Raw genomic sequence first — 13,363 nt, 5'->3', positions numbered from 1 at the left:
ATCACTGCCATAGTAACACCATGTATTCAATATCTCTAATCGTCCATTTAAGCTTTTCTTACTAGATAGAGCTAAATTCTAGAAGATTAATGTTCTGTTTTCTATTATCTAAATCGCAATCATTTCTATATAAGTCTTCATGAATAGAGCGAAGCGAGTCGTCATTCTAACTGAATATCTCCGGGAAAAGTTTTTATGCTTTCATGAATTATAAGAAAACATGTCAGACGCATCAAACACGAATAACAAGGAAAACAGGACGGTTACCATAAGGGGAGTCGATTCCAAACTCTACGAGAGGTTGGTGAATTTAGCCCGCGAGACAGGTAAAACTGTGGGAGAAATCACAAATCAGGCCATTGGAAACTTTCTAAGTGCAATCTCCGAGGCAGAGATGATTACCTCCAACGTAAAGGATAGCATAAAGAGTACAGGCAAAGCCTTCATAGACGGATTTAATGAGTCTAAGAGAAATGTTCTAGTTGTGTCCAACATTGGGGAAATAACAGTCTTCAAGTCTGAAATAATATCAACAGGTAGGCCAGTTTCATTCAGGAACATAGGAAAACTGATACTGCCGGATATTGATCAGGATACCCTGGAGAGATACGTTGACTCCATCATTTCCGTTGATGAACTTGTTGTCCCGCCATCCATCAACAAGTTAATGATAACAAGAAAGGCACGGTTTGTTAAAAGGATAACACAGCAACAATAACAGGCATCGAAGATCTTCTATAGCAACCTGTTTCTTGTTCAGGCCTTCAAAGTTGCATAAAGGGTCTCTATACTTAGTGTTGCCTCTTCCATGTAATCAAGAATATCATCCATGAAAATGATTACGTCCTTGAACTGGAGGATGCTGATAACGTCAGCAATGCCCTCAGAATCATACAACTTCTGTATCAGAACGTCCTTGATGTCATCTCCGTTCCTTTCCAGTAGCTGGATCTCCTTCCCGATCCTTATTGCCTCCTTCATGTCGGTTTTCATGTAGGAAATCATCTCGGTGAGTTTCTCCCCACCTTCAATCACTGTGGAGAGATAGGTTAGAAGACCGTCACTTAAGGCCTTCAGTAACCCTTCATTGGGTTTCCTGGAGGAGATTGCCCTCCCCGAGTCCTTAATGGCCTTTATGGTGTTATAAAGCGCCTGATTTAGCATCATCATGGACTCCTTGAAGTCTGGGAGGAAAGCCTCCCCATAAAGCATGGATACTATCTCCTCCCTTAGCATGGCAACCCTCTCATAGATCGCCTTTATCCTAATGACCTCTGACATTACGCCTTCCCTGTCTCCCCTGATTACCTTTCTCACAAGTTCGTTCAACCTCAGGATGGCATCATTGATATTTTTGGTCATTTCAAGAGTTTTAGAAAACAGTATCTCCTCCTTGTTAATGGTGAACTTAATCATCACGAATACTATTTTCCTTTGATATTAAAACTATTACCTTTCTTCTATGGGAACGTACCTTTTTCCTAGATCTCCTACGTAGATGGCCTTGGGTCTTATGAGTTTGTTATCCTTCAGGTATTCATCCACGTGAGCCGTCCATCCAATAACCCTGGCTGAGGCGAAGATCGTGGGGAAGAGATCCGGGTCAAAACCCATTGAGTAGAACACAAGCCCAGAGTAAAAGTCTACATTGGGGTAGATTCCCCTCCTGCCAAGTATCTTTATCCCTATTTCCTCAACCTTGTTCGCTATTTCAAACAGTCTTTTGATCTCCTCAGTCTTGGAGAGCTGGGTTGCGTATTCCTTGAGAATCTTCGCCCTAGGATCCATGCTCTTGTAGATCCTGTGCCCGAACCCCATCAATCTCTGCCCTGAACTGAGCTTATTCATCACATACTTCTCCACGTTATCAGGAGTACCAATCTCCATGAACTGCTTCAGAGCCTCTGAGTTGGCTCCCCCATGAAGGGGACCCTTCAGTGCAGATATACCAGCTACAACTGAGGAGTAGATATCGGAGAGTGTGGAGGCGACAACGAGACATGCCATTGTTGAGGCGTTCATCTCATGATCCATGTGTAGCATTAACGAAACATCCATGATCCTTGAGTCCGTGGGAGATGGTCTCTCGCCTCTTATCATATAAAGGAAGTTCTCAGAATGGGAAAGTGAGGGATCCGGTTCCACGAACTCCTGGTTTCTTTTTGTCCTCTGAATCAAAGATATTATTGTAGGGATCTTTGCAGTCATCCTTATTGCCTTCCCTATGAGGTCTCCATCACTTCTATCTTCCAGCCCCATCATGCTCACGGCAGTCCTGAGTATATCCATTGGGTTACCTGACTTTGCGGTCCTCTTCACGAAGTTAGAAATGTCTTCGGAAATGGACCTCTCCTCAGCTAACCTGGACTTGAAATCTTCTAACTCATGCCTGGTGGGTAACTTGCCATACCAAATTAGATATGCAACCTCCTCGAAATTGGAGAAACTGGCCAAATCAAATATGGAGTAACCCCTGTAGTAAAGTCTACCTAGCTCACCGTCAATATAGGTGATGGAGGTCTCCTTTATGGCAATATCCTCAAGTCCTTTCCTTAACTCCAAGTTTCATTTCCCTCAGCTTATTTAACGCAAGGGCTTTATCTTTTTTCTCTAGCTTAGCTTGCGTCACAAACTCTTCAAGGGTGTGAATGACCTCAAAGGCGATCTCCCTGTGTACAGGGAAGGGGACCCCATCCTTCCCACCTATTGCGAAGGCGTACTTAAAGGGATCAAAGGGCACGTTAACCGGGTCGTTGTACGAAGGTGGTTCATTATAGATTAGATCGGACACCAAACTCAAAGCCCTCATGGTGGAGGGACCTACACCCAAGAGGAGAGCTTCCTCAAGATTTGCGGGTGAATACTCCCTCACTTCGTGGAGAACCTTCACAACCCTCTTCACATCAACGGGCTTCATGTAAACTATCCTTGCCTCAGCGGATATGGCCCCAGTGGTTCCAAGGCTAACCCAAGAGTCCAGAGATGTACCCTTAATCATAGCCATGGACCTGAGATACTCCCTCTCTATCTTGATGGGGTCTTCCCTCAGTAGATCCATGATCACCTTTTTCGCGTTAATGGAGTCGTGAATGTTCAGCACAGCTTTTTCCCTTTGTCCAGCTAACCCCTCGCGTTTCTCGTCAACCGGGTTACGCACTGAACTCCAGTGATATCTCCTGGCAAACCTCGTGGTGGGGTTCATTCCCTGCTGAATTATTGCCCACTTACCCGATTCCGATACCAGAAGGGAGTGATGATATAGCTCATGGCCGTCCTGGAGAAGGGTGGTATCGGTCTTGGCAACCAGTTTACTGATCCTGATAAGTCCCTGAGAGTCCACGTTGAAATTGAGTGGAAGGGTGGCCAATTCCTTAGGAACATTTAGGGAGTTCTTTCCCTTTCCTCCAGTCACAGCCAACCCATCTTGAGCGGGGCTAATTACCTCCTTCAGTATGCCCAGGGTGACTGTGGTCGAACCAGAGGAGTCCCAGTCCATACCTATTACGTTATTGAAACCCTGAAACCAAAAAGGGTTGGATAACCTTTCGACTACCTTATCTGGACCCCACTCAAGAAGCATTACATCTACAATAGCTCTGGACAGCCTCTTCATTATAGGGATAAGCCATTGGGGAACTCTGCCGTAGTGAAGCGGTAAGTCACTGATGCCTGTTATCTCCATGAAATATTTATTAGCTACACTAATTAAAAACCATGATATTGGGAGCTATCTCTGACATACACTCACCAAGATTCCTCAACGATTTCTTTATAGCCTTCAGGACGGCGCCACCATACGATCTATACATTCTAGCCGGAGATCTGGTAGACAAGGGTAAGGTTCTCCATTTCGATCCCATCTACAGGTTATTGTCCTCCAAGCGAGTGATAGCTGTATTTGGTAACGACGACTTTAGAGATTTGAGGGCTGAGTATAGAAGGCTCTACCCCAAGATAGTCTGGCTTGAGGAAGAAGCCACTTCACTGAGGATTGGGGATTCCACACTCTACTTAGTGGGAAGTGAAGGGGTAATTGAGAGGCCCACCAAGTGGCAACTGGAGAGTGGAATAGGCAGGGAATTCTATATGAAGAGGAAAGAGAAGATTGAGGACCTCCTCTGCAGAAAGGAAGGAGACCTGACTGTTCTGATCACCCACTATTCTTCCGCCTATGAGACAGTGAAGGGTGAGAAAACCTGGGCCTATCCTGAGCTTGGCTATCCCCTGATTAGGGAGATAAAATGCAAACCGGACATCGCAATACATGGTCACGCTCACAAATCAGTGGTCACTCACGCTAGAGTGGATAGAGTGGAAGTGTATAACGTTGCATTACCGGCAAATAGAGGGTTTACCACAATAAAAATCTAAAAAGGTTACACTCTTTGATCTGGGGGTAGTTCCTCATACTTCTTGAACATCAGGTACCAGGCTTTTGCATTGGGTAACTTCATCCTCATTTCTGCTTCCATGAGTGTAGTTGGAGCTCCAACCACAACCTCCTTCCCAGGTTCCCAGTTCACGGGAGTGGAGACCTTGGCCTTATAGGACACTATTAGAGCCTTGGTTATCCTGATTAACTCTTGCATGTTCCTCCCAGCTTCTATGGGATATTGGGCCATGAACCTTATTGTTCCTTGCGGATCCACTATGAAAACTCCCCTCACTGTGAGTCCAGAATTCTCCTCAACTAGATCCAGCAATCTCGACAGTTTCTTCTCCGGGTCAGCTATGACGGGGAAGGGAATTTTCAGTCCATATCTCTGCTCTATATCAGTTAACCAAGCAATATGGGAGTAAATACTGTCCACGCTCAGGCCCACCAGCTGTACACCTAGCTTCTCAAATTCCGAGTAGTTCTTAGCAAACTCGGCGAACTCAGTTGTGCAGACTGGCGTAAAGTCCGCAGGATGAGCGAATAGGAACAACCATTTACCCTTTCCAAATACGTCCTTGTAAAAGTCTATCGGACCAGCTGTGGTCATAACTTGAACGTCTGGGAATTTTTGATATACTTTGACCATTTTGACACCTACACTAACTATGTCTAGAAGGTTAAATTGTTGTCGCTATTAACTAGAAGTTACTTTTTGTAGAGATTTAACATACCACTCGCCAGACATCTTCAACCAGGCGCACAGTGTAGCATTGGGGTTTACTCCATGTTGTGTATTTAAGGAGTCTTTAACGTGAAATACACAACAAACTGGGCTAGTCCCCGCGTTGACATGTTTTTAAGGTTAAGTGAATTCGTGCCATATTATCACGTCATAGGACCAATTTATACGGGTTTAACCACAATTTGGACGAGGCGGATAAATTTATTTCATTTTAGATCGAATTCATGGAAACTAGCTATATTTCGTTTAAATCTCAAAACTTGTTAATGTGCTGTTTTTCTCTCATACTTTACCAGACCTTCGCGTTTTATCACATCTACCACAACTCTTGAAACCCAGTCTATGACTGGTCCCCTTATTCCCAACCATCTCAGAAACCTATAGAACACGGGAATTCTTAGGGACGCGCCAGCGGCCAGAGGGTGACCCCCACCACCTAATCCCACCGCAAAACGTCTCACGTCTATGGTGTTGCTCCTGAAGGAAACTGCCCTCCCGTTAGCTGAAACGAAGATATCTGCACCTGTCCTCGTCATGAGAAATTGGGAGGCGTAACTTATATCGGGTGGACCTCTCCACCTTATTGCGACCACCACCTTCACTCCCTCCACATCCAAAACTTTAACGTATTTCCAGATCTTCTGGTATCCTTTCAACTCCTCATCTATTCTGGTTTCCAGAATTCTCTGGAACTCCTCATTCCAGAGGGTTCCACCATAGAAGATCTCAAGTAGCCTCTTTTTCCATTCAAAACTTCTGTCATTCTCAACTATCCTTCTCAGCTTTTCTCCCAGCGGATCATCGTGAAGCCATATATCCACGGAACAGTCAGCTGAGGCGAGCCTCCTGGATATCTCGTCATCGGGATTCATTACCTTATTAACCACTCCAGCCCCGCATGTGGTTACATCGTGATAAACCTCAACGCCCACTTCCTTCAATTTCGATTTCCACTCGTCCTTCCAGACATGATGGTCAAACCATTGAATGGTAGCACCTTCGCCCTTAAGTCGCTTAACAGCTTCAACCAGGGAGGGAAAGGTTGATTCGTTAATTCCTAGATCCGCTATCATTATCTTTGAAACTCCCCTTAGCTCCAATTTTGCCAGAACTTCGTGAAGTTTCGTTGGTTCTGTGAACCAGACATTTTTGGGTAAGGAGTTAACTGCCCTAGCGTAAACGCTGGCGGAGGCAGTTCCATCAAAGTCGTTGTGTACAATGGCGTAATAGTCCATTTTCTCAGGTCAGGTTTCACTGGTAACCATTACTTAAAAGTAATTCCTTGAATGGAGGTTATCTTCCCTTTATAAAGAAAGTCCACCTGCCTCAGAGTTGCATAGTAGTCAAATTCCGTTATAGCTGATACCCCGTCGGTTGGTACAACAATGTTATACCACCTCAATGCAGCGCTCCCTGCTGTATGGAGAACGCATATGTTAGCCACAGTTCCGGTCACCACCAGAGTATCTATACCCTTAACCTGAAGATAATAATCTAGGGAGGTTCCGAAGAAGGCATCATATCTCAATTTTTTAACAACGTAGTCATCTTTCTCGGGTTTCAGTTCGTCCACAATCTCTGCTCCCCAGGATCCAGCAACAGCATGTTCTCCCCATATCTTAAACTCGGGATCATCTTTTAGGTGCCAGTCCTGAGTATATATGACGTGAGCACCTGAATCCCTTGCCTTGGTAATCAACTGCTTTATGGGAGAAATTGTGGACTCGGCGTCAGGCACATAGAGTTTCCCCTCCTTCCTTACAAAGTCATTTTGCATATCCACAACTACAACTGCACTTTTTGCGGGATCTATGGATAAGCTCTTTAGAATAGGAATTTCAGGAGTTAGAATCTCCTTTCTCACAAATGAAAAACAGAATGCGCGTTAAAAAAGATCCCGGATTTCATACTTCATACCTTAGCGCCACTGCTGGTTCGATCCTGGAAGCCCTATAGGCTGGTATAATTCCGGCTAATAGGCTAAACAGGACGGTAATGAGTATTACCTCAGCCATGAAAGTGGGCTCAAATACTGGAGTAATATGAGCATTTATTCCAAGCCCTCTGGACGCAGCAGCGCTTCCTCTTCCGGCCCCGGGTCCTCCAGAATCTGTAGCTGAAGTGAGAAGGTATCCCATGCCAACTCCCGCTCCTATGCCTGCCAGTCCGCCAAGTAGACCCATGAGGATAGCCTCTGTCACAAATATGACCATGATACCCCTTCTAGTGAAGCCTATGGCCCTTAATACTCCTATTTCCCTTGTTCTCTCCACCACCGTGGTGAACATGGTACTCAGGATCCCCACGAAGGCTACAATGAAAGATGAGGCACCGGCAACGAAAAGAAGACTGCTAACCGCAGATAGCGAGTTATTTATGAGGGTAATGAATTGCTCCACAGATGTGACGCTCACTGACCTTCCAAGTTCATTATGTATTTCGGTAACAACATTGTTCACTTGAGATACGCTACTTGCTTCAACAATTAAACCGCTGTACTGATCCCCGTAGTACTGAGAACCTACTATATTTTGCACAACTAGTGCCCTGTCTATGTCCGCAAAGGCGCTACTGAATTCGTTGAAACTTCCCGTGACCAAGAAGGTCTTTGTGATCTTCCCGTTAGGCGTATTCATGACCACTGTTATGGTCTGACCCACTTGATATGTGGGCTGTCCGGGGTATTGTGGATGAGCTATGTAATAACCGACCACAGCTCCATAAGATGAGTAGGGTGAGGGATATTGGCCTTCCTGCAAAGTTAATCCGGGGAACACCTCGGAAGCTTGGCTAGTACTAATGGAGAGAATCTCTGTAGCCTCCGGACCGCTTGGGGTTTCAATTGTACCAGAAATAAGATAAAAGGGAACTACAGCCTTAACACCCGGCATATGGGATATCTGTTGCACGGTATAGGATGTAATCACGTTAGTACCTGGCGTAACGAAGATGTCCGTGGGAGAAAGACTAGAGAAAAGCTGATGGGTTAGGACTGAGGAAAATCCTAGGGTTAAACCCGTCAATCCCACTACTATGGCTGGGCCTATTAGAATACCTAAGATGGTGAGACTGGTCCTCAGCTTCTTCGAGGTTAAGGCTTTAAAGGAAAAGCTTACAACATCTGAAAATTTCATTTCGAAACCACCTTATACTTTGGAATTCCGTATAAGATAATATCAAACTTTTTGGTAACAGTGGATAAGGTATCATGGGAAACTGGCGATTCTATCCTTGGCCCTTCACATAGTGTCGTCATGTTAGCATTTTTTAAGTTTCAAGGAATTCAATGCGAAGTCACGAAATCATAAAACGAATTTATGCGAGTTTGACGACACTATGGCCCTTCACTAGAATTAATATAGTTTTTAAAAATACTGAAGAAAATACGTTTCTTTTATACTTCATACCTTAGCGCCACTGCCGGTTCGATCCTGGAAGCCCTATAGGCTGGTATAATTCCGGCTAGTAATCCAAACACAATAGTTATGAGTAATACCTCAGCCATGAAAGTGGGCTCAAATACTGGAGTGATATGAGTTGTACCTCCTAGTCCTACTGGGCCTCTTCCAGCACCAATTCTACCTCCAAAAATGCTTCCTCCCGTTAATGATGTTAGCATGTATCCCATTCCCACACCTGCAGCTATACCCGCTAATCCTCCTAAGAAGCCCATTAGTATCGATTCACTTATGAATATGACCATGATACCCCTTCTAGTGAAGCCTATGGCCCTTAATACTCCTATTTCCCTTGTTCTCTCCACCACCGTGGTGAACATGGTACTCAGGATCCCCACGAAGGCTACAATGAAGGCAGAGGCTCCAGCAATTAAGAGCAGACTACTTACCGATGAAAGGGAACTATTTATTAGGGTATCAAACTGTTCTGCTGCAATTACTCCCACAGAATTTCCAAGCTTACTATGTATTTCATTGACAACGCTATTTACCTGAGATACACTACTTGCTTCGACTATAAGACCAGAATATCTGTCACCGTAATACTGCTGACCCACAATGCTTTGGACAACTATTGCTTGATCTATGTCCGCAAAGGCGCTGCTAAACTCGTTGAAACTTCCCGTGATTAGGAAACTCTTAGTTATTTTACCTTGAGGTGTGTTCATGACCACGGTTATCGTCTGGCCTACATGGTATGTGGGTTGACCTGGAAATTGAGGATTTGCAATGTAGTAACCTACCACTGCTCCAAACGTGGACGAGGAGGACGGAAATTGTCCAGCCTCAAGGGTTAAACCAGGATATACCTCTGATGCCTTGGACATATCGATGGCCAAGATCTCTGTGGGTTCAGATCCGCTGGGAGTTTGTATTGTTGCAGAAAAGGTATAATAAGGAACTACAGCCTTAACACCAGGAAGGCTTTCAATTTCCTGCACCGTATAGGATGTTATGTTCACACCGCCTCTTCCGCGGGTTACAAAGATATCAGTGGGAGAAAGACTTGAAAAGAGTTCATGGGTTAATGTGGCAGAAAAACCTTGAGTCATTCCTATCAGTCCCACGATTATGGCAGGACCTATGAGTATACCAACAATGGTCAGAGTGGCCCTCAATCTCTTGGATGATAAGGCTCTAAAGGCAAATAAAACCGTATCCGATAGCCTCACTTCTTTCCCCTCCTAAGCACTAGGAGGATGGCTAGAACTATCACGACTACTAGAAGAACGAATATCACTATATCTGGTAGGAGGGAGTTGCCACTTCTTCTGAAATGTCTGAAGTTAGCTAGCGTGGTAGCGTTAAAGTGAGTCGCAGATGGCGAGAAACTGAGAGTGTAAGTCAGGTTATGAGGTTGATATATGGCATCTTCGTAGGATACTACTATCTTGATCTCGTGAGTTCTTGCAGTGGAGGAATTCCCTCCCGTGAAGGGTAAGGTCAGCGTGGTTGAGAAGGGAGTAGGGCTGTTGGGTGGCACGCTCCCTATGTACGTAGAGTTACCATTGACGTAAACCGTGACGAAATTGGCAGATGCTGTGCCAAAATTATCTAGAACTCCACTGACTGTTAGAGAACCATTGGAGAACGTCACTGAAGGCTGTTGTAGCACTAGGTCCACTAGACCTGTAGCTATCAACGAGAAATTGTAGCTTTCACTGATAACTCCACTTCCAGGCAAGAGATACTGAACCTGCACGGATAGGGGTAACGGAGTGGTCGATGAGACTGTGGGTAATAGACTTAGGGTTACGCTATAACTCTTTTCTGGGGAAAGAGTACCAATATCCACTGTGTTTTGAGATATGGAAAACTCAGATGAAGGCCCAAATAACTTTAGTACAACGTTGTTAAGGGGAGTTTGGGCATTGTTTATCAGCTTAACTGTTACATTATTAATTGTACCGTAGAAGACCTCCGTTGGGGTTATGGAGACGCCTACGATATTTTGAGCTGGAAGCACGTTTATTGGGATTGTGTAAGTAACGCTCTTGGTCACCCCCTCATAATTGTAAACTAGGGTTAGTGTGGCTGGATAGGTCCCGGCTCCAACTCCCTGGGCAGATATCGTGAAAACTATTGTGGCGTTAGCGTTAGGACCCAAGTTTAAGGTCTGATTTGAGAATCCCACAACACTGAGACCTGCTAGCCTGAGACTGGCGGAGACGGATGATATTGACACTGGGTCGTTGTTCACCAAGGTGATGGGTAGTTCGGCCTGAGTTCCCTGATATATGGTAACGTTACTGAAGGACACAAGAAGTTGGCTCTGCGGGTATACGTACACTGGGATCTGCGACTTCACCTCATGATATCCATAGTTACTGAAATAACTCACGACGAAGGGTATCTCGTGATATCCAGGTGTGATGTTCTGTGCCAGGGTAATAGTGAAGGGTACTTGAGCATAGTTTACGCCCTGTCCAGATGCTGATAGAGTGGGAACAACATATGTGTCGTAGGTTGCACTTACTCCCGTTGGTGGAAGAATCGTCACATTAACATCTGAGATGGGGTAAGGAAGGGGATTGGTAAGCAGAAAAGTTAATGTGGCACCTGTTGTTCCAGGAGTAGCCAACGTGGACCAAGTGGGATCTGACAAGGTTGGTACTGCATTATAGTAACTTACCTGTACGAATGTAGTAACAGTTGTTTCTTGCTGTTGTCCAAACAACTGATACGTGATGGCAAATGTGACAGGATATGCTCCAGGTAGCAGGGTCTGCGGAACCTGGAATGTATAGTTGAAACTAGAAGTTCCCTGAAATGTGGTGGGTGTGAAGTTAGAGCTAATGAGAGTTAAGCTGGTCTGCGGGGTTACGGACTCAATATATGCGTTAAAAGAGGAGTTTACCCTTAACGTGATGGATACTAGAGAGGAGGGTGTGGCTGAAGCGGAGGTAGCGTAAAAGGTTAACGGCGTTTTTGGATAGATGGTGAGAGTTAAGGGTATGTTAACCAGCGTTACGTTAGCATTACCTGAAGTTATGTTAGAGTTTGTGGCATAGTACCTGTAGCCCAGATAGTTGGTGAATGTCACCGAGTAGTTGAGGGTGTAGGTCCCCGGGACTGCCTTCTGGGTAACGTTGACCATTTGAGTTGATTGAAGAGTTTCCTGAGGGGGAATTGAGGGAATAGTGAACGTAAGGAAGTTCTTGCCTGTTTCGCTCATCAAACCAGATGGAAGGGTCAAATTTACCAGAACATTATCTACTGTGTTACTTGAGGGGTTTGAGACGGATACTGTGATTGGTGTAACCCCCTCTCCCGTGACCAGTGGTTGAGATACCTGGCTGGTTCCGCCCTGGATTCCCACGGGAATTGGGAAATCGACTGCAGATACAGGAATTTCAATGTTGAACGTTTTACTTTCAACACACACCTGGTCCGCTATTGGGGCTCCATAGTTAACCGTAACCTTAGCTGAATAGTAACCTGGGGACGCCGAGCTAGATACGGTTAGGTAGAAAACAGCGAGGTAGTAACCACTTCCCTGAGAAACTCCTGCCTGATTCCCGCCCACTGCAGTGAAGGGGGAACCAGTGGGAAAGGAAATGGATGCGCTCAGTGGAGTGGCAGAGTCGACTGCCCCTATCTCGACATAGAATGGAAAATCAGTGTAACCTGGGTAAGCGCTTACCGTGGAACTTGGGCTACCCCAACCATATCCCAAGATGGAGACCGTGGGGGTAGCTGGATTGGCAGTGACGATAAAAAATGATAAAGGAGATAAGAATACTACCATAAGTAGTAAAACTATCAAATTTTTCATAGTCGGTTATTCGATATGCCTTTTATAAGACTTTTCCATATACTCCTGTTACATCCTTTATAAGACTCGTTTACCTTATGTGATGATGTAGAAGATCTCCAAGGTTATTACGACCCAGAGAAAGAAGCCTTAAACTCATTCTGACCAGAGGATGAAATTTTAGCCGTGCGTGAAGTGAAGATATCGGGGCAGAGGGAAAGGAAGAGTCGGCCTCTATTCAGAGGTCTCCGGAATATCTTTTTAAATGCGTAACTTGACCTTTGCCTTATGGAAGTTATAAAGCTTGAGAATGTGAGCAAGGTTTATGGAACTAAGGTCAAGGTTACCGCACTCAAGGAGATCAACCTTAGCATTGAGGAGGGAGAGTTTGTGGCAGTGGTTGGGCCTTCTGGAAGCGGAAAAACCACCATGCTCACGATAATGGGAACCTTAGCTAGGCCAACCACAGGGAAGGTATACATTTACGGTCACGATACAACTTCATTGAACGATGACGAACTTTCCAAGATCAGGAACACATATATCGGGTTCGTTTTTCAGAACTACAACTTAATAGATAGAATGAGCGCTCTAGAGAACGTCGAGTTACCGTTGGTGGCTCGTAATTTACCCAAGAAGGAAAGAAGGGAAATTGCGATGGACATTCTGACAAAATTGGGCCTAGGAGAACTTGCCTATAAGAAACCCACCGAACTGTCGGGCGGACAACAGCAGAGGGTATCCATTGCAAGGGCTTTAGCGCAGAGTCCAAAGATAATCCTCGCAGATGAGCCCACAGCAAACTTGGATACCAAGAGCGGTGAGGCTGTACTGAAGACGTTTCAGCAGGCCAACAAGGAGTTCAAGACCACAGTTGTCATTATAACTCACGATCCAGATGTGGCTGCCATAGCTGGAAGAAAGGTTCACATCAGGGATGGGCAGATAGAAAGAATAGAATAAACAGTTTGATTCTATAATTAAAACTTTTCCTTCAACTTTTCATTACTTGAACTAATTGGGAGTATCTT

Annotated in this window: 12 protein-coding genes; 3 read left to right on the top strand and 9 right to left on the bottom strand. The window is 45.0% G+C overall.

Annotated elements, in window-relative coordinates:
• Window positions 1-220: 220 nt before the first annotated feature.
• Window positions 221-718 carry a ribbon-helix-helix domain-containing protein gene (locus L3N51_RS02120; protein ID WP_238025063.1) on the top strand — a complete coding sequence of 166 codons (498 nt, stop codon included), beginning with the start codon at window positions 221-223 and terminating at the stop codon, window positions 716-718.
• A gap of 38 nt (window positions 719-756) precedes the next feature.
• Here the strand turns inward: L3N51_RS02120 and L3N51_RS02115 are convergent, their stop codons facing one another.
• The 3 genes from L3N51_RS02115 to L3N51_RS02105 are packed head-to-tail and all read right to left on the bottom strand — an operon-like array spanning window position 757 to window position 3,682.
• A complete protein-coding gene (locus L3N51_RS02115; protein WP_238025062.1) occupies window positions 757-1,416 on the bottom strand; it encodes a DUF47 domain-containing protein in 660 nt (219 codons plus the stop codon).
• Between the two features lie 33 nt (window positions 1,417-1,449).
• Window positions 1,450-2,562 (bottom strand): citrate synthase/methylcitrate synthase, encoded by a 1,113-nt coding sequence (locus L3N51_RS02110; RefSeq protein ID WP_238025061.1) that lies wholly within the window; start codon window positions 2,560-2,562, stop codon window positions 1,450-1,452.
• Window positions 2,540-3,682, bottom strand: coding sequence for a DUF763 domain-containing protein (locus L3N51_RS02105; protein ID WP_238025060.1), 1,143 nt, complete (start codon window positions 3,680-3,682; stop codon window positions 2,540-2,542). The genes L3N51_RS02110 and L3N51_RS02105 overlap by 23 nt, the downstream gene beginning before the upstream one ends.
• 32 nt (window positions 3,683-3,714) lie before the next feature.
• Here L3N51_RS02105 and L3N51_RS02100 point away from each other — a divergent pair, with 32 nt between their 5' ends.
• A complete protein-coding gene (locus L3N51_RS02100; RefSeq protein WP_238025059.1) occupies window positions 3,715-4,371 on the top strand; it encodes a metallophosphoesterase family protein in 657 nt (218 codons plus the stop codon).
• A gap of 5 nt (window positions 4,372-4,376) precedes the next feature.
• On the opposite strand, the gene L3N51_RS02095 is transcribed toward L3N51_RS02100, so the two are convergent.
• The 6 genes from L3N51_RS02095 to L3N51_RS02070 form a co-directional block, all read right to left on the bottom strand.
• Window positions 4,377-5,024 (bottom strand): peroxiredoxin, encoded by a 648-nt coding sequence (locus L3N51_RS02095; protein ID WP_238025058.1) that lies wholly within the window; start codon window positions 5,022-5,024, stop codon window positions 4,377-4,379.
• Between the two features lie 359 nt (window positions 5,025-5,383).
• On the bottom strand, window positions 5,384-6,355 hold the full coding sequence (locus L3N51_RS02090; RefSeq protein ID WP_238025057.1) for a DHH family phosphoesterase: 972 nt from the start codon (window positions 6,353-6,355) through the stop codon (window positions 5,384-5,386).
• Window positions 6,356-6,384: 29 nt separating this feature from the next.
• Window positions 6,385-6,984, bottom strand: a complete 600-nt coding sequence (locus tag L3N51_RS02085) for a cysteine hydrolase family protein (RefSeq protein ID WP_238025056.1) — start codon at window positions 6,982-6,984, stop codon at window positions 6,385-6,387.
• Between the two features lie 40 nt (window positions 6,985-7,024).
• Entirely contained in the window at window positions 7,025-8,254 is a 1,230-nt protein-coding gene (locus tag L3N51_RS02080; protein ID WP_238025055.1) for an ABC transporter permease, read from the bottom strand.
• Between the two features lie 260 nt (window positions 8,255-8,514).
• Entirely contained in the window at window positions 8,515-9,750 is a 1,236-nt protein-coding gene (locus L3N51_RS02075; protein WP_238025054.1) for an ABC transporter permease, read from the bottom strand.
• Entirely contained in the window at window positions 9,747-12,326 is a 2,580-nt protein-coding gene (locus L3N51_RS02070; protein WP_238025053.1) for a COG1361 S-layer family protein, read from the bottom strand. The genes L3N51_RS02075 and L3N51_RS02070 overlap by 4 nt, the downstream gene beginning before the upstream one ends.
• 294 nt (window positions 12,327-12,620) lie before the next feature.
• On the opposite strand from L3N51_RS02070, the gene L3N51_RS02065 reads away from it, so the two are divergent.
• Window positions 12,621-13,295, top strand: coding sequence for an ABC transporter ATP-binding protein (locus tag L3N51_RS02065; RefSeq protein ID WP_238025052.1), 675 nt, complete (start codon window positions 12,621-12,623; stop codon window positions 13,293-13,295).
• The last annotated feature ends 68 nt before the right edge of the window (window positions 13,296-13,363 follow it).

The sequence above is a fragment of the Metallosphaera javensis (ex Hofmann et al. 2022) genome (assembly GCF_022064045.1).
Classification (GTDB): domain Archaea; phylum Thermoproteota; class Thermoprotei_A; order Sulfolobales; family Sulfolobaceae; genus Metallosphaera; species Metallosphaera javensis.
Note: the sequence above shows the minus strand (reverse complement) of the source record. Positions and strands in the feature narration are given on the sequence as shown.

Coding starts and splice junctions, on each gene's coding strand:
- L3N51_RS02115 (WP_238025062.1), bottom strand. CDS start 1,416: ATGATTAAGTTCACCATTAACAAGGAGGAGATACTGTTTTCTAAAACT.
- L3N51_RS02095 (WP_238025058.1), bottom strand. CDS start 5,024: ATGGTCAAAGTATATCAAAAATTCCCAGACGTTCAAGTTATGACCACA.
- L3N51_RS02100 (WP_238025059.1), top strand. CDS start 3,715: ATGATATTGGGAGCTATCTCTGACATACACTCACCAAGATTCCTCAAC.
- L3N51_RS02070 (WP_238025053.1), bottom strand. CDS start 12,326: ATGGTAGTATTCTTATCTCCTTTATCATTTTTTATCGTCACTGCCAAT.
- L3N51_RS02090 (WP_238025057.1), bottom strand. CDS start 6,355: ATGGACTATTACGCCATTGTACACAACGACTTTGATGGAACTGCCTCC.
- L3N51_RS02080 (WP_238025055.1), bottom strand. CDS start 8,254: ATGAAATTTTCAGATGTTGTAAGCTTTTCCTTTAAAGCCTTAACCTCG.
- L3N51_RS02105 (WP_238025060.1), bottom strand. CDS start 3,682: ATGGAGATAACAGGCATCAGTGACTTACCGCTTCACTACGGCAGAGTT.
- L3N51_RS02120 (WP_238025063.1), top strand. CDS start 221: ATGTCAGACGCATCAAACACGAATAACAAGGAAAACAGGACGGTTACC.
- L3N51_RS02065 (WP_238025052.1), top strand. CDS start 12,621: ATGGAAGTTATAAAGCTTGAGAATGTGAGCAAGGTTTATGGAACTAAG.